Source organism: Micromonospora sp. NPDC005299, from assembly GCF_042872345.1.
In the GTDB taxonomy this organism is placed as follows: domain Bacteria; phylum Actinomycetota; class Actinomycetes; order Mycobacteriales; family Micromonosporaceae; genus Micromonospora.
On the sequence record NZ_JBIAKG010000009.1, the window covers coordinates 221,007 to 244,620 of the forward strand.

The following is a 23,614-nucleotide window of genomic DNA, read 5'->3' on the forward strand; positions in this document are numbered from 1 at the left end:
ACGGGCCACGATCGCCGGGGCCGCCGGGACCGTGCCCCGGGGCGCCGTCGGCGAGCGGGACTGTCGGGGAAGAGCGTACGAACAGGGAGCGGCACGCCACAACGCACTCCCGGAACCGGGTCCCGACGTGTCAGGATTCAGGGCACGACGATGCGGCGAAGGGGGTGACCGGTGTCAGGGGGCGGGCCCCGTCGGGGACGACGGGACAACGGGCTCGACGCGGCCGAGTACGCGGTCGCGGGCGACGTCGATCCGCGCGTCGGGGAGCACCTGCTCGACGTGCTCGCCGCGGGCGGCATCGCCGCCTACCTCCAGCCCTCGGCCGACCTCAACCCGGTGACCCGCACCACCACCGTCCCGTCCCGCCCGATCGACCGGCTCTACGTCGACCGCTCCCACCTGACCACCGCCCGCGACTACCTCACCCAGCTCAGCGACGAGGAGCGCCGCGAGCCGGCCCGCGACGACGAGCCGGACATCGAGGCCGAGTGGGCGAAGATCGTCGCCGGTTTCCACACCGCACCGAGCGCCGGGAGCCACCCCTGGCCGGCCGCCGAGGACGTCGACGAGCCGGTGGACCCGACCACCCCGGGCGGCGGCGCCCCGGGCCGCGCCGAGGAGACCGCCGGCCCGACCGCCACCGACGTGCGGCGGCTGCCCTACGCGGCGGACGTCTCCGGCATCTCGCTGAGCCGCGGGCGGCAGGACGAGCCCTCGCTCCTGGACGGCCTGGACACCTTCGGCGCCGACCTGCCCGGCGACGCGGACGAGGAGCACTTCACCCCGCCACCGCCGCCGCCGCTGCCGCGCTTCTCGAAGTACGCGGTGCTGGGTGTGCTCTGCATCGTGGTCGGGTTCCTGCTCTTCCTGTCGCCCACCGTGCTGTCGGCGGTCGACCCGTCGGTGGTGACCCTGTTCGGCTTCACCGGCATCCTGGCCGGCTTCGTGATGCTGATCTGGCGGCTGCGCCCCGGCGACTCCGACGAGCACGACCCGGACGACGGCGCGGTCGTCTGACCCGGGCGGGCAACCCGCGCCCGGATGCCGGGACACCCGCGTACCGGGCCGGCGACGTAACAGGGGTGTAACTTACTGTCAGTAGGAATACCGCTGAACGTCACTTCCCGCACCGGCTGTCCGGGTTGGGCGCCTCCTCCGGTGGTCGGTCCTCTGCTGATCGGAATGCCCGAGATGCGACAGAGTCCCCTCGTGGTGGTCGCCAACCGCCTTCCCATCGACGACAGTGTGGCGCCGGATGGCGCCTTCGAGTGGCGCCGCAGCCCCGGCGGCCTGATGAACGCCCTGCACCCCCTGCTCCGGCACATCCCGGCGACCTGGGTGGGCTGGGCCGGCGGCACCGGCCCGGCCCCGCACCTGCCCGACGTGGACGGGGTCCGGATGCGCGCCGTCGCGCTCAACGGCGAGGACTTCCGCGACCACTACGAGGGCTTCGCCAACGCCACCCTCTGGCCGCTCTACCACGACGCCGTCGAGCAGCCCGAGTACCACCGGCGCTGGTGGGAGGCGTACCAGCGGGTCAACCAGCGGTTCGCCGAGGCCGCCGCCGAGGTGGCCGAGCCCGACGGGCTGGTCTGGGTGCAGGACTACCACCTCCAGCTCGTGCCGGGGCTGCTCCGCGACCTCCGCCCCGACCTGCGGATCGGCTTCTTCCTGCACGTGCCGTTCCCGCCGCCGGAGCTGTTCATGCAGCTCCCCCGCCGCGCCGAGCTGCTGCGCGGGATGCTCGGCGCCGACCTGATCGGCTTCCAGCGGGCCCAGGCCGCGCACAACTTCGCCCAGCTCGCGACGAAGGTGCTCGACCTGCCCGCCACCGACCGGCGGATCGGCGTCGGCGACCGGGTGGTCCGGATCGGCGCCTTCCCGGTGTCGATCGACGCCGCCGAGCTGGGCGCGCTCGCCGCCCGGCCGGACGTCGCCGACCGGGCCCGGCGGCTGCGCCAGGATCTCGGCGACCCGGAGCGCGTCATCCTCAGCGTCGACCGGATGGACTACACGAAGGGCATCGAGCAGCGGCTCAAGGCCTACCACGAGCTGCTGAGCAGCGGGGACGTCAAGGTCCGGGACACCGTGCTGGTGCAGGTGGTGGTGCCCACCCGGGACCGGGTGGCCCAGTACCAGATCCTCCGTGACCGGGTGGAGCACCAGGTCGGCCGGATCAACGGTGAGTTCGGCCGGGTCGGCGAGCCGGCGATCCACTACCTCAGCCAGCCCTTCGACCGCACCGAGCTGGTCGCCCTCTACCGGGTCGCCGACGTGATGGCGGTGACCCCGCTGCGGGACGGGATGAACCTGGTGGCCAAGGAGTACGTGGCCGCCCGGGTCGACGGCACCGGCGCGCTGCTGCTCAGCGAGTTCGCCGGGGCAGCCGCCGAGCTGGCGCAGGCGTACCTGGTCAACCCGCACGACCTGGACGGGCTCAAGGCCGCGCTGCTGGCCGCCCTGCGGGCCGCGCCCGAGGACGTGGCGGCCCGGATGCGGGCCATGCGGGAGCACCTGGGCCGCAACGACATCCATGCCTGGGCCCGGTCCTACCTGCGCGCCCTGGACGAGAGCGGGTCGCTGGTCACCCGGGTCGCCGGCACCGAGTGACCCGCGCCGCCGCTCACCCGAGGGCGGGCGCCGGGTCCTTGTCCAGCCAGTCGAGGATCGCGTCGACCGGCTCCCGCCAGCGGGCGTCGAGCATCAGGTCGTGCCCCATGCCGGGAAACAGCAGCGGGGCGGAGGCGTAGCGGCGGGCCGCCCGCGTCAACGCGGCCGCCGGCACCACCCGGTCGTCGGGGCTGCCGAGCACCAGCACCGGCGGGCGGCCCACCGCCGGCTCCGGCTGCCGCCCGGTGAGCAGCTGCCACTGTGCCCGGCGGCCGGCCCGGCCCAGCCGGGCGAGGTGCCGGCGGGCCTCGGCGTCGGGCAGCTCCCGGCTGAACAGCTGCCGGCGGTTCAGGCGCAGGCCGGCGCCGAACACCGCGGGCACGGTGCCGGCGGGGTTGCGGCGCAGCGCCGTGCCGAAGGTGCCCCAGCCGCCGAGCACCGGCGCCACCAGCACCGCCGCCCGGGCCGGGTAGCGGGCCAGGGCGTGCGCCACCACCCGGGCGCCGGCGCCGTGCCCCACCAGCACCGCCTGCCGCGGCAGGCTCGCCGCCGCCTGGACCACGTCATGGGTGTACGACCGCAGCGTCGCCCCCGGCGCCGGCTCGCTGCCGCCGTGCCCGCGCAGGCTCAGCGCGTACGCCGGGAAGCCGCGGCCGGCGGCGTGCCCCAGCCAGTGCTCGGCGAACGCCCACGCCCCGTGCCCGAACCCGGGCACGAACAGCAGGGGTGGCTTCGCCTGGTCCAGCTCGGGCACCGCGGCGACGACCTCGCGGCGGGCCCGACGCTCCGGACGGGCCCACTCCCCACCCCGGACGACCCGCACCCGCTCGGCAGTCACTGAGCCGGCCTGTCGTTCGCGACTGCGGGACCACGCTGCGCTGCGTTCCTCGCGCTCACTTGTCCTCCAGGTCGTGGAGCGCCCGCTGGAGCGCGCGCAGGTAGTCGGCGTGGCCGACCTCGAACCAGTGCCGGGTGCTGTCCTTCACCCGGCCCGAGTACCGCTCGCCGAGGCCGGCGGCGACCCGGCGGCCGAACGCGGCGGCCCGGTCCGGGCGGGTGGTGCGCAGCGTGAGCAGCCGGGCGAAGAGCACGCTCTGCCAGTGCGAGATGGGGAAGATGCCGGAGTCCGGCTGCACCAGGCCCACCACGGCCAGGGTGGGGTGGCCGGCCGCGAACGCGTTCAGCCAGAGCCGGGGCCGGCCCGAGCCGTCCGCGTCGCCGAGCACCTGACCCTCCAGGAACTCGAAGCGCGGCAGGTAGCCGGTGGCGAAGACGACCAGCTCGGGGTCGATCTCGCGGCCGTCGGCCAGCTCGACGGTGCGGTCGCCGAACCGCGCGACGTCCGGCACCGGGGTGATCTCCCCGTGGCCCACGTAGTAGACGAGCTGGCTGTTGGCGATCGGGTGGGTCTCGTAGACCCGGTGGTCGGGCCGGGGCAGGCCGAACCGGGTCAGGTCGCCGACGGTGAGCCGCAGCGTCCAGTGGTAGAGCCACTGCCGCACCCGCAGCGGCACCCGCAGCGCCAGCAGGGTGTCGTTGACCTGGTCGGCGGGACGGCCGAAGACGTACTTCGGGGCGTACCAGTAGCCGCGGCGGGTGGAGTGCCAGCAGCGGGACGCCTGCTGGGCCGCCTCGACCGCGATGTCGCAGCCGGTGTTGCCGGCACCGACCACCAGCACCCGTTTGCCGCGCAGCTGGGCCGGGTCCTTGTAGGACGAGGCGTGCATGACCTCGCCGCGGAACTGCTCCAGCCCTTCGTAGCGGGGCAGCTTCGGCGACCAGTTGTGCCCGTTGGCCAGCACCACGGCCGCGTAGCGGGAGGTGCGCTCCGGGCCGTAGCCGCCGGTGCTGCGGGTGGTGACGTCCCAGCGGTCCCCCTCGACCGGCTCCACCCGGACCACCTCGGTGCCGAACCAGACGTGCTGGCGCAGGTCGAAGTGGTCGGCGTAGCGCTCGAAGTAGGACAGCAGCTGGGCGTGGTGCGGGTAGTCCGGCCAGTCGTCCGGCATCGGGAAGTCGGGGAACTGGGTGAACGGCCGGGACGAGATGAGGTGCGTGCTGGCGTAGACCGGGCTGCGGTCGTGCCGCCAGTTCCACGCGCCGCCGACGCCGGTCTCCCGCTCGTAGCAGTCCACGCCGAAGCCGGCCTCGCGGAGGTTCTTCACGGCGGTCAGGCCGCTGGCCCCGGCGCCGATGACGCAGACGGTGTCGCCCCGGTCGGAGACCGGGCGGCCGTCCCGGGTCGGGGCGACCGTCGGGTCCGGATCGGGACGGCCGAGGTCGGTGGAGGAGGACACCGGGGAATCTCCTTTTGTGCGGCACGAGTGCCGGGTCGGTGCGAAATCCTGCCGACAATGCCCGCCGTTGTCCAGCCCCCACGGGCGGATCGCGGCGGGCGGGGGCTCAGTCGCCGGCGGGCAGCAGCAGGTCGACCAGGACCGGGAAGTGGTCGCTGGCCCGGCGGGTACGCGGGGTGTCGACCACGTCGTAGTCGACCACGATGATCCGCGGGTCGACGAAGAGGGCGTCGATGCGCCGCCGCGGGTCGGCGCAGGAGAAGGTCTGCCGGTCGGCCCGGTCCGCGGCCACCGCCGCGTCGGTCAGTCCCTCCGCGACGGTCCGCCAGGCCGCCCCGTCCGGCCCCTCGTTCAGGTCGGCGCCCGCCACCACGGGCAGCGTCGCGGCGGCCAGTTCCCGCTTGAACGCGGCCGCCTGGGCGGGCCGCTCCGCCGGGTCGGTGGAGAGGTGGGAGCCGGCCAGCAGGAACCGGGTGCCACCCACGAGGCACTCGGCGTACGCGGCGCCGCGCAGGTGCCGCCCCGGGGTCAGCGGGTAGCGCTGGCAGCGGGTGGCCGTCACCCGGACGCGCAGGCTGGTCAGCAGCACGTTGCCCAGCGACGGCAGGCCACCGGCCGCGACGACCAGCCCGAACGAGTCGGCCAGCGTGGCGCACTTCTGCCGCCACCGGAACCGCCGCAGCCCCTCCTGGACGACCACCACGTCGGGCGCGGCCTCCCGGACCACCTCGGCCAGCGCCGCGGTGTCGTCCCGCTGGCTGTGGATGTTGTAGGACACGACCCGCAGCGGCACGCCGGCTGCCGGCACGTCAGATCCGCCGGGCCAGGTCGGCGGCGCCGATGACGCCGGCGGTGTTGCCCAGCTCGGCCGGGCGCACCTCGGCGACGGGCAGGCGGCTGCGCTGGGCCAGGGCGTCGGTGAACGACCGGCGGGTCGGGCCGAGCAGCAGGTCTCCGGCGTCGATCACGCCACCGCCGACCACCAGCACCTGCGGGTCGAGGATCTGCGCCATGTCGGCGAGGCTGGTGCCGAGCCAGCGGCCGACCTGGGCGAACGCCTCGGCGGAGACCGGGTCGCCGCCCTTCGCGGCGGCGGTCACCATCGGCCCGGTGATCCCCTCGGCCTCGCCACCGGCCAGCTCCAGCAGGGCGGTGGCCCGGTGCGGCTCCTGGCGGGCGGCGGCGCGGGCGAAGCGGACCAGGGCGCTGCCACTGGCGTACTGCTCGATGCAGCCCAGCCGGCCGCAGCCGCACTGGTGGCCGTCCGGCACGGTGAGCATGTGCCCCAGCTCGGCCGCGATGCCGTGGGCCCCGCGGACCAGCTCGCCGCCGAGCACGATCCCGCCGCCCACCCCGGTGCCGATGGTGAACATGACCATCGAGTCGTCGGCGTGCCGGGCCGCGCCGTAGCGGAACTCCGCCCAGGCCGCGACGTTGCCGTCGTTCTCCACGATCACCGGCAGGCCGGTGGCGTTGCTGACGTACTCGCGCAGCGGCTCATCCCGCCAGGCGAGGTTGGGGGCGAAGAGCACGGTGGAGCGGGAGGCGTCGATCCAGCCGGCCGCGCCGATGCCGACCGCGTCGACGGTCCGGCCGGTGGCCAGTTCGGTGACCAGCTCGGTGATGACGTCGCGGGTCTTGGCCACGTCGTCGGCGGGGGTGTCCCGTCGGGCCTGCACGAGAACCTTGCCGGTGTCGTCCACGACACCGCCGGCCACCTTCGTGCCACCGACGTCGACTCCGATGGTCAGCGTCACCGCTGCCACTCCCCTCTGCTGTGCTGCCCGGCGCGGCCGAACCGGCCGTGCGATCCCGGGATGTCCGGTGGTCAGGCCCCGTCGCCTGGTGCGTCCTCGCCCACCTCGCCGGACGCCCGCGAGGCGGGCACCACGGGACGGCCGGCCGGCCGCCGGCTCGGCGCCGGCACGTCGCACCCGTCGGCATCGGCGGGTGCGCCCTCCCCCCGGGTGGCGGCGGACCACACGTCCTGCTCGGGTGCCGGCTGAGAATCATGCCCGGTACGGGTCGCCTCGCGCCACACGTGATCCCCCGTCGCCGGTCCGGCGGCCGCCCCGTCGGACCCGCCCGTCGCCGTGGGGGCACCCGGCCCGGCCGGCTCCGCCGGGGTGAACGCGCGCAGCAGGCTGGCCACTCCGGCGGCCAGATCGCCGGCGCCGGTGGCGAGCCGCTCGGCGAATTCCGGACTCGGATCGCGCAACGCCGCGATACCCCGGCAGACCGGGCAGACGCAGCATTCCGGCGAGCCGGTGGCGAAACGCGCGCCGGCGCCGGGCGCGGCGGGCGAGCCGCCACCCGTGCCGGCGCCGCCCGGGGTGTGACCGAGGACACCCGAGAGGATCCCGCCGAGCGGGCCCCAGGGACCGGAGCCCGGCGTGGCGGCGGCCAGCTTCGCGCTGGCCAGCAGCATGGCGACGAGGCGCTCGGCCTCTTCCCGGGCCGAACCCGGATCAGTGGTGCCCATGGTTCGGCTCCTTCACCGTGACAACCGGGACGACGGTCGGGTCAGTGGGCCGCACCGAGTGCTTCTACCCGGCGCTTGAGCTGCTTCAACGCTGCATCCATGATCATCTTCTCGGCCTTGCGGCGAAACATGCCGAGCATCCCCACGGACAGCTCCACCTCGAGGGTGTAGGTCACCGTGGTCGTTCCGTCCGGGTTGTCGACGAGGTCGTACGACCCGCGCTGGGACTTCTGCATCTTCGACGGCGCCACCAGGCGCCACTCGATCCGGGAGATGTCCTCGGCGTACTCGTAGGCCAGCACGTACTCGTCGGCCATCACGCCCGCGTCGATGGTGAACCGGACCTGGCTGCCGTAACCGTCCTCGTACTCCTCGATCACCTCGGCCCGCCGCACCGCCTCGGCCCACTCGGGATAGCGGGCGAAGTCGCAGATGACCGCCGCCACCCGGTCCGGTGACGCGCCGACGACGATCGACTGGGTGGAGGAGTCCGCCATGGGGGGGAGGCTACCCGGCGGCGGACCGGCGCGCGCCGCTCCACCCCCGCCCGTCGCGGCGTGCCCGACGAGGGTGTCCCACCAACCGGGCGGGGAACCTCCCCACCTTCTCCCCGGAAGCGGGCGGGTAGGTTTCGACAGAGCCGACCACGGCCGGCCCGGCCAGTGCGAGCACGAGGGAGTGCAGGTGCGCGAGTTCTCCGTTCCGCCGATCGTCACCGTCGGCGACGCGGCCAACCTGACCGACCCGGTCTGGGACAACGCCGAGGTCGCCCCGGACGCCGTGCAGTTCGTCCGGCGCGCCGAGGGCACCGGCGGCACGTGGATCGACGTGACCTGCCGGCAGTTCCGCGACGAGGTCGTCGCGGTGGCCCGCGGGCTGGTCGCGGCCGGTGTGGCCCCCGGTGACCGGGTCGGCCTGATGAGCCGCACCCGCTACGAGTGGACCCTGTTCGACTACGCGATCTGGGCCGCGGGCGCGGTCACCGTGCCGATCTACGAGACCTCCAGCGCGGAGCAGGCCGCCTGGATCCTCTCCGACTCCGGCGCGGTCGCCGTGGTGGTGGAGAGCACCGCGCACGCCACCCTGGTCGCCGGGGTCCGCGACCGGCTGCCCGAGCTGCGTGAGGTCTGGCAGATCGAGCTGGGCGCGGTGGACGAGCTGGTCGCCGCCGGCGCGGCGGTCGACCCGGCCGACGTCGAGGTACGCCGCTCGACGCTGAAGGCCGACGACGTCGCCACCATCATCTACACCAGTGGCACCACCGGCCGTCCCAAGGGCTGCGTGCTGACCCACCGCAACATCTACGCCGACATCGCCAACGCCGTGCCGGTCCTGCCGAACCTGTTCCGCCAGGGCGCCTCCACCCTGCTCTTCCTGCCGCTGGCGCACGCCTTCGCTCGGCTCATCCAGGTCGGCGTGGTGCAGGCCCGGGCCACCATGGCGCACTGCTCGGACACCAAGAACCTGGTCGGCGAGCTGCAGGAGTTCAAGCCGACCTTCGTGCTCTCCGTACCCCGGGTCTTCGAGAAGGTCTACAACGGCGCGCGGCAGAAGGCCGAGGCCGACGGGAAGGGCGGGATCTTCGATCGGGCCGAGAAGGTCGCCATCGCCTACAGCGAGGCGCTGGAGACCCCCGGCGGCCCCGGCCTGGGCCTACGCGCCCAGCACGCGCTCTTCGACAAGCTGGTCTACGGCAAGCTGCGGGCGGCGATGGGCGGCCGCTGCCGGGACGCGATCTCCGGTGGCGCACCGCTCGGCACCCGGCTCGGGCACTTCTTCCGCGGCATCGGGGTGACCATCTGCGAGGGCTACGGCCTCACCGAGACCGCGCCGGCCGCCGCCGCGAACCTGCCCGGGCACACCCGGATGGGGTCGGTCGGCCGGCCGCTGCCCGGCGTCACCATCCGGATCGACGACGACGGCGAGATCCTGATCTCCGGGGAGATCATCTTCCAGGGGTACTGGCACAACGAGGCGGCCACCGCCGAGGCGCTGAGCGCCGACGGCTGGTTCCGCACCGGCGACCTGGGGCAGCTCGACGAGGACGGCTACCTCCGCATCACCGGCCGCAAGAAGGAGATCATCGTGACCGCCGGGGGCAAGAACGTCGCCCCGGCGGTGCTGGAGGACCAGGTCCGGGCGCACCCGCTGGTCAGCCAGTGCCTGGTGGTCGGCGACCGGCAGCCGTTCATCTCGGCGCTGGTCACCGTCGACGAGGAGGCGCTGCCGAAGTGGCTGGCCGCGCACGGCCGCCCCGAGGACACCAGCGTCGCCGAGCTGCGCGAGGACGAGACGCTGCGGGCCGAGGTGCAGACCGCGATCGACCAGGCCAACCAGACGGTCTCCAAGGCCGAGGCGATCAAGGTGTTCCGGATCCTGCCGCAGGACTTCACCGAGGCGACCGGCGAGCTGACCCCCTCGCTCAAGGTCAAGCGGCAGGTCGTGCACAAGACGTACGCGGCGGAGATCGCGGACATCTACCGAGGCTGACTACCATCCGTCACGTGCCCGCCTCGACACCCAGCCCACCGCAGACGCAGCCCCTCGCGGCCGCGGCCCGCGCGGTCCTCCTCGCGCTGGTCGCCGCCCTGACCCTGTTCGCCACCCGCGACGCCACCCAGCTGTGGTGGATCGCCCTGCTCGGCGTCGCCGGGCTGCCCGCCGTGCTGGCCCCGCAGCACCGACTGCTCGCCCCGATCAGCCGCTTCGCCGAGGTGGTGGTCCTCGGGCTGGCCGCCAGCCAGGTCGCCGCCGACACCCACCTCACCGGGGTCACCGGCGGGCTGGGCGCGTCGGCGGTGCTGCCGTACCTCGCCGTGCCGGTCACCGTGACCGCGCTGCGCCGCCGGTTCCGCGAGGGCGCGGCGCTGCTCGTGGTGTCGGCGGCAACCCTGCTGGTCAGCGCGGCCTTCACCGAGGTCGGCGGCGAGCCGCAGCTCGGCCAGCTCGGCTACCTGGCGGTCTGCGCGCAGTGGCTGATCCTGGCCGGCCTCGGGCTCTACACCGCCGGCATGCTCCAGCGGGTGATGCGGGTCCGCGGCGAGGGCAAGCCCCAGCCGTACGCGGAGGCCACCCGGCTGCTCACCCAGCTGCGCACGGTCGCCCGCCAGCTTCCCGGCGCCACCCTCGACCCGGGCGGCATCTCCGAGCACCTGCTGGAGGAGCTGCGGGTGGTGGCGAAAACCGACCGGGGCGCGGTGCTGTCGGCCAGCGGAGGCGGCCGGCTGGTGGTGCTCGCCCAGATCGGTGCGGACCGGGTGGACTGGGAGACCACGCTCGACGCGGACTCGGCCATCGCCGACGCCTGGGCCAGCCAGCAGCCGACCACCTCGGCCCGCTCGCAGGCCCGCTCCCGGCAGTCCGGCGAGGTCTCGGCGCTGATCGTGCCGCTGGTCGCCGGGGTGCGCACGGTCGGCCTGGTGGTCGTCGAGGCGGACACCGCGCACGCGTACCCGCCGCCGGTGGTGTCCCGGGTGACCGCGCTGACCGGCCCGGCGGCGCTGCGCCTGGAGGCCGCGCTGCTCTTCGACGAGGTGCGCTCCCTGGCCACCAACGAGGAGCGGCAGCGGCTGGCCCGGGAGATCCACGACGGGGTCGCCCAGGAGCTGGTGATGGTCGGGTACGGCATCGACAACGCCCTGGCCACCGTGCACGACGACGCCGAGGAGACGGCCGACTCGCTGCGCACGCTGCGCCAGGAGGTCACCCGCGTGATCACCGAGCTGCGGCTGAGCCTGTTCGAGCTGCGCAGCGAGGTGGACCGGCACGGCGGCCTGGCCGCCGCCATCGCCGAGTACGCCCGCACGGTCGGCGCCTCCGGCGGCCTGCGCGTGCACCTGTCCCTGGACGAGTCCACGGCCCGGCTGCCCGCCGCCACCGAGGCCGAGTTGCTGCGCATCGCGCAGGAGGCGGTGACCAACGCGCGCAAGCACGCCGGGGCGGCGAACCTGTGGGTCACCTGTGAGGTGGACCCCCCGTACGCGCAAATTGAAGTGTCGGATGACGGTCACGGCATCGGTGACCAGCGCCCCGACGGGCACTACGGTCTTGCGATCATGGCCGAGAGGGCGGAACGTATCCGGGGCCGGTTGGAGATCAGGCCGCGACAACCGAGCGGCACGACCGTGGCGGTGGTACTCGGCTCCTCGCCCCGGCGCGGTAAGGTGCGCGGCAGCGCAGCAGCAGAAGGGGAGTAACCCGAGGATGACCACTAGCCCGACACCGGCCACCCGTACCAAGGTTCTCCTTGTCGACGATCACGATCTGATCCGCAAGGGTTTGCGGCACGCCTTCGAGCGGGACCGGCAGTTCGAGGTCGTGGGCGAGGCCGCCACGGCCGCGGAGGGTGTGCGCCAGGCCGGCGCGCTCCAGCCGGACGTGGTGATCATGGACCTGCGGCTGCCGGACGGCAGCGGCCTGGAGGCCACCCGCGCCCTGCGCAAGTCCAGCGCGTCGATGGGCATCGTCGTGCTCACCATGTACGCCGGTGACGACCAGCTCTTCGGCGCCCTGGAGGCGGGGGCGAGCGCGTTCGTGCCGAAGACCGCCCCGGCCGACGAGGTGGTGGCCGCCGCCCGGCACGCCGCCTCCTCCCCCAGCGCGTTCACCGCGGCCGACCTGGCCGAGGCGATGAAGCGCCGGCTGGCCCCGTCCGGTCCGCAGCTCTCCCCCCGCGAGGGCCAGGTGCTGCGGCTGCTGGCCGACGGCATGAGCGTCGCCGGCATCGCCAAGCAGCTGTTCGTCAGCGAGTCGACCGCCAAGACGCACATCTCGAAGCTCTACGAGAAGCTCGGTGCCGCCAACCGCGCCCAGGCGCTCATGACGGCGCTGCGACTGGGGCTGCTGGAGGCCCCGGACGCGCCGAAGTTCTGACGGCGTCCCGCCAGCCTGACGCCGGAGAGGCCCCCGTCCGCACCGCGGACGCGGGCCTCTCCGGCATTCCGGGCACCTCGTGACCGCGTACGGTGAGGGGCCGGACGCGGAGCGATGGCGGTCTTTGCACCGCGACGGCGGGCGGGCAGAATACCCGGGTGATCCGCGCGGCGGTGACCCCCGCGCGCCGCCGACACAAAAGGGGCAAGCGCATGCAGCGGCCGGACTGGGCACCCGAGACCATCGACATCGAGCGCCCCAGCGTGGCCCGCATGTACGACTACTACCTCGGCGGCTCGCACAACTTCGCGGCCGACCGGGCGGCCGCCCGCGCCATGGTCGAGGCGGTGCCGGAGGCCCCGCTCATGGCCCAGGCCAACCGGGCCTTCCTCCGCCGGGCGGTGCAGTTCCTGGCCGACTCCGGGGTACGCCAGTTCCTCGACATCGGCTCCGGCATCCCGACCGTGGGCAACGTGCACGAGATCGCCCAGCGGATCGACCCGGAGTCCCGGGTGGTCTACGTCGACGTCGACCCGGTCGCGGTGGCGCACAGCCGGGAGATCCTGGCCGGCAACGACCGGGCCGCGGTGGTCCAGGAGGACCTGCGCCGGCCGGAGGCGATCCTCCGCCATCCCGACGTCCTCCGGCAGCTGGACTTCTCCCAGCCGGTCGCCGTGATGATCGTTGCGGTGCTGCACTTCATCCCCGACACGGACCGCCCGGAGGAGTTCCTGCGGACGCTGCGGGCGGCACTGGCCCCCGGCAGCTACCTGGTCATGTCGCAGGCCAGCGACGACGGCCGGGCCGGCACCGGCGAGCGGGCCGAGGCCGAGCGGGTCTACCGGCGCACCGACAACCAGCTCTTCATCCGCAGCCGGGCCGAGCTGACCGCGCTGTTCGCCGGCTTCGAGCTGGTCGACCCGGGCGTGGTCTGGGTGCCGCAGTGGCGGCCGGACGCCCCGGAGCACGCGGAGAACGCCGCGCAGGCGGTCTTCATGGGCGGCGTCGGGCGGCTCGGTGGATGACGACGGGGCCACCGCCACCCGCTCCCGCCCCGGCGCCTTCGCCCGGGCCTGGGCGAAGGCGGTCTCCGGGACCAGCTACCTGCCGATGACCCAGGCCCAGCTGGAGGCGCTGCTCCAGCGGCTCACCGAGCGGCTGGCGCTGGCGTTGCGCGCCGACCCGTTCGACCTGCGGATCGGCCAGCAGGTCGGCGCCGAGCTGGTGCAGTCGCACATCGCCTCCGCGGAGGGGCTCGGCCGCACCATCGAGGTGATCCAGCTCCGCCTCGTCCGGGATCTCGACCTGGCCGTCGACGACGTCGACGACCGGATGGCCCGGCTGCTGGCCACCGTCGCCACCGGGTACGCCCGCGCCCTGCGCGACCGCACGCTGGACGAGCAGGAGGCCATCCGGCGGGCCGCCATGATGGCCCGGGCACAGGCCGAACGCGCGCTGCGGGAGAGCGAGGCCCGGTTCCGGCACCAGGCCACCCACGACCCGCTGACCGACCTGCCCAACCGCACGCTGTTCACCGAGCGGCTCACCGCCGCCATCACCGCGCCCGGGCGGGGCGCCGACCGGATCGGGGTCTGCTTCCTCGACCTGGACCGGTTCAAAGTGGTCAACGACGCCCTCGGCCACCAGGTCGGCGACTCGCTGCTGGTGTCGGTGGCACGGCGGCTGCGCCGGGCGCTCGGCGAGCACCTGGTGGCCCGGCTGGGCGGCGACGAGTTCGTCATCCTGGTCGAGCGCACCGGCTGCACCGAGGACGTGGTGAAGGTGGCCGAGGCGGCCCTGGCCGCGGTGAGCGAGCCGGCGCTGGTCGACGGGCACGAGCTGACCGTGTCCGCCAGCGTCGGCATCGTGGAGCGGCAGGTGGCCGGCACCTCGCCGCTGGAGCTGATGCGCGCCGCCGACAGCACGCTGCACTGGGCCAAGGCGGCCGGCGGGGCCCGCTGGTCGTTGTTCGACGCCGACCGCAACCGGCGGGAACTGGCCCGGTACGCCCTCTCCGCGGCGATCCCCGCCGCGCTGGACCGGGGCGAGTTCTACCTCGACTACCAGCCGCTGACCGGGCTGCGCGACGGCCGGGTGGTCGGCATGGAGGCGCTGGTCCGCTGGCGGCACCCGGAGCTGGGCGTGCTCAGCCCGGACAGCTTCATCCCGCTGGCGGAGGAGACCGGCCTCATCGTCCGGCTCGGCAGCTGGGTGCTGGCCGAGGCGTGCCGCGAGGCGCGTACCTGGGCGGCCGGGCCGGCCGGCGCGCCGTTCGTCAGCGTCAACCTCGCCGTCCGCCAGCTGCACCGGCCCGGGCTGGTGCAGGAGGTGCAGGGCGTGCTGGGGCGCAGCGGCCTGCCCCCCGAACGGCTGCAGCTGGAGATCACCGAGAGCACCATGATGAGCGCCGTGGCCGAGCCGGTCCGCGCCCTGCGGGTGCTGGCCGACCTCGGCGTCCGGGTGGCCATCGACGACTTCGGCACCGGCTACTGCAACCTGGCGTACCTGCGGGACCTGCCGGTGAGTGAGCTGAAGGTGGCCGGCGAGTTCGTGGCCGGGCTGCGCGCCCCGGCCGACGACCCGGGCAGCCGCACCGACGAGCGCATCCTCGCCTCGCTGGTCTCCCTGGCGCACGCCCTCGGCCTGACCGTCACCGCCGAGGGGGTGGAGACGGCCGACCAGGCGGACCGGCTGCGGGCGATCGGCTGCGACGCCGGGCAGGGCTGGCACTTCGGCCGCCCGGGGCCGGCCGGGCCGCACCTGGACCGCTCCCCCGCCCTGACCGACACCGCCTCCTGAGCCGCGTCAGGCCGGGGTCCGCGGCCGGCGGCCGTCCTCCCCGTGCAGGTAGGCCAGCACGGCCAGCACCCGTCGGTTGTCGTCGCCGGACGGCGGCATCCGCAGCTTGCTGAAGATGTTGTTGATGTGCTTGTTGACCGCCTTCTCGGTGACGAAGAGCCGGGCCGCCACCGCCCCGTTGGACCGGCCCTCGGCCATCAGGCCGAGGACCTCCCGCTCCCGGGCGGTCAGCTCGTCCAGCGGTCCCGCCCCGGACCGGCTGGCCAGCAGTTGGGCCACCACCTCCGGGTCCATGACGGTGCCGCCGCCGGCCACCCGGCGCACCGCGTCGACGAACTGGTCCACGTGGGACACCCGGTCCTTGAGCAGGTAGCCCACCCCACCGAGCCGGTCGGAGAGCAGCTCCCGGGCGTAGAGCTGTTCGACGTGCTGGGACAGCACGAGGATCGGCAGGCCGGGGATCTCGGCGCGGGCCCGGATGGCGGCCTGCAACCCCTCGTCGGTGAAGGTGGGCGGCAGGCGGACGTCGAGCACGGCGACGTCCGGGCGGTGCGCGATCAACGCGGGCAGCACCGACGGTCCGTTGTCGACGGCCGCTACCACCTGGCAGCCGAACGCCTCCAGGATGCGGATCAGCCCGTCCCGGAGGAGGGCGAGATCCTCGGCGATGACAACTCGCACGGCAGCTCCATGCTGATGACGGTGGGCCCACCGGCCGGACTGGTCACCACCATCGTCCCATCGAACGCGGCCAGCCGACGCCCCATCCCCGCCAGGCCGCTGCCCGCCGCCGGGTCGGCCCCGCCCCGCCCGTCGTCACCGACCACGATGGTCAGCCGCCCGTCGGCGTGGCCGAGCTCGACCCAGGCCCGGGACGCCCCGCTGTGCTTGCTGACGTTCGTCAGCCCCTCGGCCACCGCGAAGTACGCGGCGGACTCCACGGGGGCGGCCGGGCGGCCCGGCAGGTCGACGGTCACCGCCACCGGCAGCGGCACGGCCAGCGCCAACGCGCGTACCGCGCCGGCCAGGCCGCGCTCGGCGAGCACCGGCGGGTGGATGCCGCGTACCAGCCCGCGCAGCTCGGCCAGGGCCTGCCCGCTGGTCTCCCGGGCCTCGGCGAGCAGCCGCCGCACCGCCTCCGGGTCGTCCCCCACGAGCTGTTCGGCCAGGCCGATGCTCATGCTCAGCGCGACGATCCGGGCCTGCGCCCCGTCGTGCAGGTCCCGCTCGATCCGCCGCAGCTCGGCCGCCTGGGCGTCCACCGTCTCGGCCCGCGTGACGGTGAGCTGGCGGACCCGCAGCGCCAGCTCGGCCGAGCGGGTCGGCGGCAGGAAGAACCGGGCGAAGGCCAGGTGCAGCCAGACCAGCCAGCGTCCGGCGGCCAGCCCGCCGACCAGGAACAGCGCGCCCAGCGGGAAGCAGAGCAGCGCCTCGACGAGGTTGTCGATCGGCCAGAACGGGCCGTAGCCGAAGCCTACGGTCAGGTGCAGCACCAGCGGGACCCCGAGCACCCCCTCCAGGCCGTACAGCGGCAGGGCGAAGGCGGCCAGGCAGACCGCGCCGGTGACCGCGCCGGGCAGCAGCCAGGACAGGTCGCGCCAGGTGGCCGGGTCGGTCACCACCCAGCGGAACCGCCGCCAGGTGCCGAACTGCGCCCCCGCCGGAGCCGGCAGGTAGGGCATGGCCAGTTCGACCCCGCCCCAGCCGGCCAGCCGGCGGTGCAGCCCGGCGCAGAGCCGGACCAGGGCAGTGGCCACCGGGAACAACGCGAAACCCACGCCAAACACCGGGATCAGCAGCAGCGACACCAGTGACAGCACGAAGAGCGCGACGTGCGTGCTCAACGACAGCAGGGCGATCAGCAGCCCCTGCGCGGCGGTGACCGCGCCGGGCCGGATCCAGGTGCGGAGCAGTCCGCGTACGTCCACGGGCCCATTCTGCGGCACCGGCCGCGCCGGATCGGTGGTGCTGCCACCACCTCGGCCGGCGCGCTGACACCCCTGACCCGCGCCGGGCGGGGCCGAAGGATCGGAATCGGGGTCGCCGACCCCGCAACCGTGACGACGAAAGGAAACTCGGATGTCCCCGCAACGCCTGGCCGGCCTGCCCGCCGGCCGCCGCAGCAAGTACGCGGTCCTCCTCCTCTGGCTGGTGCTGCTCGTGGCGGCCGGCCCGCTCGCCGTGAAGCTCGGCGAGGTGCAGGACAACTCGACGCTCGGCGCGCTGCCGGCCGGCGCCGAGAGCAGCCGGGCCGTGCAGCGGGCCGAGGCGGCCTTCCCCGAGTCGCGGCACCCGCTGGCCATCGCCGTCTACGTCCGCGACAGCGGCCTCACCGCTGCCGACCGGACCCGGGTGGAGGCCGACCGGGCCGCCTTCGCCCCGTACGCCGACGGCGGCGCCGTGTCCCCGCCGGTGGCCGCCGCCGACGGCCGGGCGCTGCTGCTCTCCCTGCCGGTCAGCCTCGACGACGAGCGGCGCGCCGAGGCGGTCGACGCGCTCAAGGACCGGCTGGCCGACGGCGCGCCACCCGGCCTGCGGACCGCGCTGACCGGGGACGCGGCCGCCGAGCACGACGTCTTCGACGCGTTCTCCGGGATGGACGGCGCGCTGCTGCTGGCCACCGCGCTCACCGTCGCCCTGCTCCTGCTGGTCACCTACCGCAGTCCGGTGTTGTGGCTGATCCCGCTGGTCGGGGTGGCCGTCGCCAACCAACTCGCGGGGGCGGTGGTCTACCTGCTGGCCCGGCACGCCGGGCTGGCCGTCGACTTCCAGAGCCAGACCATCCTCACCGTGCTGGTGTTCGGCGTCGGGGTGGACTACGCCCTGCTGCTCATCGCCCGCTACCGCGAGGAGCTACGGCGGCACGCCGACCGGCACGCCGCCATGGCGGCCGCGCTGCGCCGCTCGGCCGGCGCGGTCTGCGCCTCGGCGGCGACCGTCGCGATCGGACTGCTCTGCCTGCTCGCGGCCGACCTACCGGCCACCCGAGGCCTGGGCCCGGTCGGCGCGGTCGGCATCGCCGCAACGCTGCTGGCCATGACCACCCTGCTGCCGGCGGTGCTGGTGCTGTGCGGCCGGTGGCTGTTCTGGCCGTTCGTGCCCCGGTACACCCCCGGCGCCGACACCCGCGACCACGCCGCGGACCACGGGGTGTGGCGCCGGATCTCCGGTCTGGTCGCCGGCCGGCCCCGGGTCGTCTGGCTCGGCACCGCCGCCGCGCTGGCCGCGCTGACCCTGGGCATCGGCAACCTCGGCCTGGGCCTGCCCGACGACGAGTCGTTCACCACCGAGGTCGGCTCGGTCGCCGGGCAGCGGCTGATCGCGGCCCACTACCCGGGCGGCTCTGCGGCGCCAGCGGAGATCCTGGCCGCCGCCGCGACGGCCGACCGGGTGGTGGCCGCCGCCCGCGCGGTGCCGGGCGTCGCCGAGGTGGGCGCGCCGGAGCGCTCGGCGGACGGCCGGTGGGTCCGGGTGCCGGCGGTGCTCGCCGCCGCACCGGACAGCGACGCCGCCCGGGACACGGTGACCCGGCTGCGGACCGCCGTGCACGCGGTGCCCGACGCGCGGGCCCTGGTGGGCGGGCGGACCGCCACCGTGCTCGACGAGGAGCGCACGGTGAACCGCGACAACCGGGTGGTCATCCCGCTGGTGCTCGTGGTCGTCCTGGTCATCCTGGTGCTGCTGCTCCGGTCGCTGGTCGCGCCGCTGCTGCTGATGGTCAGCGTGGTGCTGTCGTACGCGGCCGCCATGGGGGCCGCCGGGCTGCTGCTCGACGCCCTGGGCCACCCCCGGCTCTTCGTCGGGGTCCCGCTGCAGGCGTTCCTGTTCCTGGTCGCGCTCGGGGTGGACTACACGATCTTCCTGATGACCCGGGCCCGGGAGGAGGTCGCCCGGATCGGGCACCGGCCGGGCGTGCTGCGCGCGCTGACCGTCACCGGGGGGGTGATCACCAGCGCGGGCGTGGTGCTGGCCGCCACCTTCGGCGCGCTGCTGGTGCTGCCGCTGGTGCCGTCGGTGCAGATGGGCGTCATCGTGGCGGTCGGCATCCTGCTGGACACCCTGCTGGTGCGCAGCCTGCTCATCCCGGCGCTGACCCTGGACCTCGGCGTGCGCACCTGGTGGCCGGGGCGGTTGGCCCGCCGGTCGCCGCAGCCGGTCCCGCCGGAGCCGGCCCTGGCCCGGACCTGACCGGTTCCCGTTCGCGACCCCGGCCCGGCTCCCGGGCCGGGGTCAGCCGGCGAGCAGGGCGGCCATCCGCTCGGCCTGGGTCTCCCAGCGCCACTCCCGCTCCACCCAGGTCCGGCCGGCCGCGCCGAGCTGGCGGGCCAGGTCCCGGTCGGCGAGCAGGGTGGCCACCCGGTCGGCGAGCTGGGGCACGTCCCGGCCGCGGACCACGTATCCGGTCTCGCCCTCGCGGACCGCGTCCGGCGCGCCACCGGAGTCGCCGGCCACCACCGGCAGCCCGGTCGCGCTGGCCTCCAGGTAGACGATCCCCAGGCCCTCGACATCCAGGCCGCGGTTGCGGGTCCGGCAGGGCATCGCGTAGACGTCGCCGGCGGCGTAGTGGGCGGGCAGCTCGGCCGAGGGCACCGAGCCGGTGAACACCACGTCGCGTTCCACCTCGGTGTGCCGGGCCAGCTTCTCCAGCGTCGCCCGGTAGGGGCCGCCGCCGACCACCAGCAACGCGGCGTCCGGCACCCGGCGGCGGATCTCCGGCATCGCCCGGATGAGCATGTCCTGCCCCTTGCGCGGGACCAGGCGCGAGACGCACACCACCACCGGCCGGTCGGCCAGCCCCAGCCGCAGCCGCACCCGCTCGCCGTCGACGCCCGGGTGGTAGGTGTCCACGTCGACGCCCGGGGCGAGCCGGCGCAGCTCGGTCACCCCGTCGAGCACCCGGGCCAGCCGGACCCGGGTGTACTCGCCGAGGTAGGTGGTGACGTCCACGCCCCGGCCGATCCGGCGCAAGGCCGTCCGGGCGCCGGGCAGCGCGGCCCAGCCGGCCTCGTGCCCGTGGGTGAGCGCCACCGCCCGGCGGATCCCGGCCCGCCGGCGCAGCCCCGTCGCGAGCAGCCCCAGCGGGGCCGCCGCGCCGAACCACACCGTGTCGCAGTCGTAGGCCCGGGCCAGCAGCGCCGCCCGGCGGGCCACCAGCGGGGTGGGCAGCAGCACCCTGGTCCGCTCCCGGACCACCTCGAACGGCTGGTCGGCGTCGAACTTGGCCGCGCCCCGCCAGCTCGACGCGTAGACCACCACCGAGCCCGGGGGCTGGCGCACCGCCAGGTTGTGCACGAACGACTGGATGCCGCCGGGGCGGGGCGGGAAGTCGTTGGTGATCAGCAAGGTGCGGCTCATCCGCCGGACTCCCTGGCGTAGGCGCGGGCGGCGGCCATCCGCTCCACGGTGGACGGATGGGACGCCGACCAGAGGTATTCCCAGCGGGGCGGGTCGGGGTCGGCCAGGTTCACCCCGGCCAGCCGGCGCTGCATCGCCTCGAAGGTGGCCGGGTCGCCGGTGAGCGCCAGCGCGTGCGCGTCGGCCCGGGCCTCCACCCGCCGGGAGACCAGCGCCTGCAGCGGCGTGGCCACCAGGCCGGCCACCGTGACCAGCGCGAGCAGCAGCGGGAACGCCCGCGGTTGGGCGATCGAGTCGACGCCGGCCTGCCGCAGCAGCGGCGCCCAGGACCCGATCAGGTAGAGGGCCACCACCGCGGCGGCGGCGCCCAGCGCGCCCGTTAGGGTGCCGGTCCAGACGTCCCGGTCCTTGGCGTGCCCCAACTCGTGGGCGACCACGCTGGTGACCTCCGCCGGGGCCGCCTCGCGCAGCAGGGTGTCGTAGACGACCACCCGCCGGGTCGGTCCCAGCCCCGAGACGTACGCGTTGACCGCCCGGGTCCGCCGCGAGGCGTCGGCGACCAGCACGTCGCGCACGGGCACCCCGTCCCGGGCCGCCAGGCTCGTCAGCTCGGTGCGCAGCGGGCCGGGCTCCATGGGGGTGAACCGGTTGAACACGGGCTCGACCAGCACGGGCAGCACGAACGACAGCAGCACCACCAGCGCGGCGGCCCCGGCCGCGCCGAACGCCCACCACCAGCGCGGGGAGAGCCGGACCACCGTGTAGAAGCCGAGCAGGACGAGCGCGCCGATGACCGCGCTGACCGCGTACGACTTGAGCAGGTCGACGGCCCAGCCGCCCCAGCCCTGGGTGCTCAGCCCGTAGCGGGTCAGCACGGTCTGCCGCCAAGCGGCGAAGGGCAGGGTGAGCAGGTCGGCGAGGAACACCACGGCCAGCCCGCCGAGCACCGCCTGGGCGGCCCAGTGCCCGCCGAAGGGCCGGCCGGCAAGCTCGACCAGGCGGCCGCCGAGCGGGGTGAGCCCGAGCAGCACGGCCACCACGAGGCCGACGGCGAGCGCCGACCAGCCGGCCGGGCGCAGCGCGCCGTGGAAGGCCCGGCCCCGGGCCACCTGGTCGACGGGGAGCGCGCGCAGCGCCGCGAGTTGGTCGGCGCGGGGTGCCGGCGGCCGGCTCCACGGCACCAGCAGCGCCCCGGCGACGAGCAGCGCGACGGCCAGCCCGGCCAGGGTCAGCACCGCCCAGCCGCGCGGGGTCACCGCGCCACCCCGTCGCGCCCTACCCGCATCATGCCGCTCCCCTCCCGCCGTGAGGGCTCATCCTAAGGCCCGTGGGCGGCGCGGTGGCCGTGGTGCCCGAGCGGGATCAGGCGACCCGGCGGCGGGCCGGACGCCGGGGAGCGGGCGGGGCGGCCAGCACCTGCACCTCGAACCCGGCCCGGGCGAACACCTCGATCGCCCGGTGCTCGGCGGGGCCCAGGTCGGCGGCCGCGGAACCGGTGTCGAGCAGCGCGGTCACCAGGCAGCCGGAGCACCCGGCGCCCCGGATCCCGCAGGTGTCGCAGTCGATGAGCATCAACGCCTCCTGACGAGTCGCCGGTGGCGGACAGGAGAGGAGCCCACCACCGTCGGTCACCACGAGGCTAGGCCGAGGCTGTGACAGAACCGGACAACGAGGCAGCACCCACCCCGAACCCGATCATCGGCGTCAGGACCGGGCGAGCCGCCGCAGCAGCGAGTCCGCACCGAGCGGGTAGGCGCCGTGCCGGCGTACCCCGTCGGCGACCTCGCGGTCGGAGGAGACCACCACCACCGGCCGCCCGGCCGGCTCGGCCCGGACCAGCCGGCGGATCAGCTCGTCCGCCGTCTCCCCCTTGTGGGAGAAGAGCACCCGCACCCCGCGCGGCGCGGGCGGCAGCCCGTGGATCCGCTCGGCGCCGTCGAAGACCACGGTGACCTCGTCCCCGGTCTGCGCGGCGATCCCGCCCAGCCCGGTGATCAGCCGCTTGCGCTGCTGCTCCAGCGACATCTCGCCGAAGCCCCGCTTGGTGACGTTGTAGCCGTCCACCACCAGGTGCGCCTTGGGCAGGGCGAGCAGCTGGTCGAGGCGGGCGGGGTCGTCGGTGTCCCGGGCCCGGGTCGCGGCCCCGGCCGGGGTGGCACCGGACCGGTCGGCGAACGCGTCGGCGACGAAGTCGGCGGGCAACTTCTCCACCGGGTCCAGGGCCAGCTCGCGGCGGAGCCCGACGGCGGCCTGTCCGATCGTCTCCAGCAACAGCCACAGCTTCGCCTCGTCGACCGAGCGGGCCTCCTTGGCGCTGACCCGGGCCACCCCGGCCGCGGCCTCCGCCTCGGCCAGCCGGGCCCGGGCGCGGCGCAGCTCGGCGTCCGCGTCGGCGGCCGCGCGGGCCGCCCGGCCGCGCTCGGTGGCCAGCATCTCGGTGGCCTTGCGCTCCCGGGCCTGGGTCTCCCGGAGGGTACGGGCGAGCTGCCGGGCCTCCTCGCGGAGCTGGCCCAGCTCCTCGCCGACCCGGGCGAGCTCGTCGCGGAGCTTCTCCGCCTCGACCCGGGCCACCGCCCGGTCGTGCTCGGCGCGGGTGGCCCGCTGCTCGGCCTCGCGGACCAGCTCGGCGACCACCGCGCTGTCCGCCTCGGCGCGCACCGCGGCGCCGCTGGCCTCGATCAGCTCCCGCCAGCCCCGGGGCCGGGCCAGGTAGGCCAGGGCGGCCACCTCGACCGGGTCCGCCGCCGCCGGGGCGGTCCCCTCCACCACGGCCGCGCCCAGGTCGCCGGCGTCGGCGAGCACCCGGGCGGTGACCCGCTGCCGGAACAGCGGGTCGGCGGTGAGCTGGGCGGCGATGGCCGGGGCACCGAGCCGGGCGCGCCGGTTGGGGGCGAACTTGGCCACCCGGCGCAGCGGCACCGGCACCTCGTCGGCGGCCAGCCCGGGCAGCACCGCGGCGGTGAGCGCCACGATGCGCTGCCGGACCGGCTCGGGCAGGGTGGGTTCCGGCTCGGGCGGTGCGGAGGGGTTCTCACCGGCGTCGTGCGCGCCGACCACCGGCTCCTCCAGGGAGGAGTCGTCGTCGTGCGGCTCGGTGAGGGGCATGTGGCAAGTCTCCCACCCCGAACGGGCTCACCACCCGGTGAGTGAGCCGATCTCTCATCCTACCGCCGTGGTAACCCTGGGGCTGCCGGGACGG

At 75.2% G+C, this 23,614-nt stretch carries 20 protein-coding genes; 8 read left to right on the forward strand and 12 right to left on the reverse strand.

Annotated features, from left to right (window positions below):
* The first annotated feature begins 171 nt into the window (after positions 1–171).
* Positions 172–1,017 (forward strand): DUF308 domain-containing protein, encoded by an 846-nt coding sequence (locus tag ACFYPD_RS24770; protein WP_387117883.1) that lies wholly within the window; start codon positions 172–174, stop codon positions 1,015–1,017.
* A gap of 174 nt (positions 1,018–1,191) precedes the next feature.
* A complete protein-coding gene (locus ACFYPD_RS24775; protein ID WP_387117886.1) occupies positions 1,192–2,610 on the forward strand; it encodes a trehalose-6-phosphate synthase in 1,419 nt (472 codons plus the stop codon).
* 13 nt (positions 2,611–2,623) lie between these two features.
* Here ACFYPD_RS24775 and ACFYPD_RS24780 read toward each other — a convergent pair whose 3' ends face one another.
* From ACFYPD_RS24780 to ACFYPD_RS24805, 6 genes are all read right to left on the reverse strand, one after another.
* Complete coding sequence (locus ACFYPD_RS24780) at positions 2,624–3,448, reverse strand: alpha/beta hydrolase (RefSeq protein WP_387117889.1); 825 nt, start codon at positions 3,446–3,448, stop codon at positions 2,624–2,626.
* 55 nt (positions 3,449–3,503) lie between these two features.
* Positions 3,504–4,907, reverse strand: coding sequence for a flavin-containing monooxygenase (locus ACFYPD_RS24785; RefSeq protein WP_387117892.1), 1,404 nt, complete (start codon positions 4,905–4,907; stop codon positions 3,504–3,506).
* 106 nt (positions 4,908–5,013) lie between these two features.
* Positions 5,014–5,715 (reverse strand): endonuclease/exonuclease/phosphatase family protein, encoded by a 702-nt coding sequence (locus ACFYPD_RS24790; RefSeq protein ID WP_387117895.1) that lies wholly within the window; start codon positions 5,713–5,715, stop codon positions 5,014–5,016.
* A 1-nt stretch (position 5,716) separates the two neighbouring features.
* Positions 5,717–6,673 carry an ROK family glucokinase gene (locus ACFYPD_RS24795; RefSeq protein ID WP_387117898.1) on the reverse strand — a complete coding sequence of 319 codons (957 nt, stop codon included), beginning with the start codon at positions 6,671–6,673 and terminating at the stop codon, positions 5,717–5,719.
* Positions 6,674–6,735: 62 nt separating this feature from the next.
* Positions 6,736–7,389: a hypothetical protein gene (locus tag ACFYPD_RS24800; RefSeq protein ID WP_387117901.1), complete on the reverse strand. Its 654-nt coding sequence runs from the start codon at positions 7,387–7,389 to the stop codon at positions 6,736–6,738.
* A 41-nt stretch (positions 7,390–7,430) separates the two neighbouring features.
* Positions 7,431–7,886, reverse strand: coding sequence for an SRPBCC family protein (locus tag ACFYPD_RS24805; protein ID WP_387117904.1), 456 nt, complete (start codon positions 7,884–7,886; stop codon positions 7,431–7,433).
* Positions 7,887–8,073: 187 nt separating this feature from the next.
* Between ACFYPD_RS24805 and ACFYPD_RS24810 the strand changes: the two genes are divergently transcribed.
* The 5 genes from ACFYPD_RS24810 to ACFYPD_RS24830 all read left to right on the forward strand — a co-directional run bounded on the left by ACFYPD_RS24810 (position 8,074) and on the right by ACFYPD_RS24830 (position 15,060).
* A complete protein-coding gene (locus ACFYPD_RS24810) occupies positions 8,074–9,879 on the forward strand; it encodes an AMP-dependent synthetase/ligase (protein ID WP_387117907.1) in 1,806 nt (601 codons plus the stop codon).
* A 14-nt stretch (positions 9,880–9,893) separates the two neighbouring features.
* On the forward strand, positions 9,894–11,585 hold the full coding sequence (locus tag ACFYPD_RS24815; RefSeq protein WP_387117910.1) for a GAF domain-containing sensor histidine kinase: 1,692 nt from the start codon (positions 9,894–9,896) through the stop codon (positions 11,583–11,585).
* Positions 11,586–11,592: 7 nt separating this feature from the next.
* Positions 11,593–12,261, forward strand: a complete 669-nt coding sequence (locus tag ACFYPD_RS24820) for a response regulator transcription factor (RefSeq protein WP_007072219.1) — start codon at positions 11,593–11,595, stop codon at positions 12,259–12,261.
* 212 nt (positions 12,262–12,473) lie between these two features.
* Positions 12,474–13,286 (forward strand): SAM-dependent methyltransferase, encoded by an 813-nt coding sequence (locus ACFYPD_RS24825; RefSeq protein ID WP_387117913.1) that lies wholly within the window; start codon positions 12,474–12,476, stop codon positions 13,284–13,286.
* A gap of 85 nt (positions 13,287–13,371) precedes the next feature.
* Positions 13,372–15,060, forward strand: a complete 1,689-nt coding sequence (locus ACFYPD_RS24830) for a putative bifunctional diguanylate cyclase/phosphodiesterase (RefSeq protein WP_387118139.1) — start codon at positions 13,372–13,374, stop codon at positions 15,058–15,060.
* Between the two features lie 6 nt (positions 15,061–15,066).
* Here ACFYPD_RS24830 and ACFYPD_RS24835 read toward each other — a convergent pair whose 3' ends face one another.
* Both ACFYPD_RS24835 and ACFYPD_RS24840 read right to left on the reverse strand, forming a co-directional pair.
* Positions 15,067–15,741: a LuxR C-terminal-related transcriptional regulator gene (locus ACFYPD_RS24835; RefSeq protein WP_387117916.1), complete on the reverse strand. Its 675-nt coding sequence runs from the start codon at positions 15,739–15,741 to the stop codon at positions 15,067–15,069.
* Positions 15,693–16,988, reverse strand: a complete 1,296-nt coding sequence (locus ACFYPD_RS24840) for a sensor histidine kinase (protein ID WP_387117919.1) — start codon at positions 16,986–16,988, stop codon at positions 15,693–15,695. Before ACFYPD_RS24840 ends, ACFYPD_RS24835 begins: the two co-directional genes overlap by 49 nt.
* Before the next feature lie 151 nt (positions 16,989–17,139).
* Between ACFYPD_RS24840 and ACFYPD_RS24845 the strand changes: the two genes are divergently transcribed.
* Positions 17,140–19,248: an MMPL family transporter gene (locus ACFYPD_RS24845; protein ID WP_387117922.1), complete on the forward strand. Its 2,109-nt coding sequence runs from the start codon at positions 17,140–17,142 to the stop codon at positions 19,246–19,248.
* Positions 19,249–19,290: 42 nt separating this feature from the next.
* Here ACFYPD_RS24845 and ACFYPD_RS24850 read toward each other — a convergent pair whose 3' ends face one another.
* From ACFYPD_RS24850 to ACFYPD_RS24865, 4 genes are all read right to left on the reverse strand, one after another.
* Positions 19,291–20,415 carry a glycosyltransferase family 4 protein gene (locus tag ACFYPD_RS24850; protein WP_387117925.1) on the reverse strand — a complete coding sequence of 375 codons (1,125 nt, stop codon included), beginning with the start codon at positions 20,413–20,415 and terminating at the stop codon, positions 19,291–19,293.
* A complete protein-coding gene (locus ACFYPD_RS24855) occupies positions 20,412–21,671 on the reverse strand; it encodes a M48 family metallopeptidase (protein ID WP_387117927.1) in 1,260 nt (419 codons plus the stop codon). The genes ACFYPD_RS24850 and ACFYPD_RS24855 overlap by 4 nt, the downstream gene beginning before the upstream one ends.
* A 106-nt stretch (positions 21,672–21,777) precedes the next feature.
* Positions 21,778–21,987: a hypothetical protein gene (locus ACFYPD_RS24860; RefSeq protein ID WP_387117930.1), complete on the reverse strand. Its 210-nt coding sequence runs from the start codon at positions 21,985–21,987 to the stop codon at positions 21,778–21,780.
* Positions 21,988–22,119: 132 nt separating this feature from the next.
* On the reverse strand, positions 22,120–23,520 hold the full coding sequence (locus tag ACFYPD_RS24865) for an NYN domain-containing protein (protein ID WP_387117932.1): 1,401 nt from the start codon (positions 23,518–23,520) through the stop codon (positions 22,120–22,122).
* Positions 23,521–23,614 lie beyond the last annotated feature (94 nt).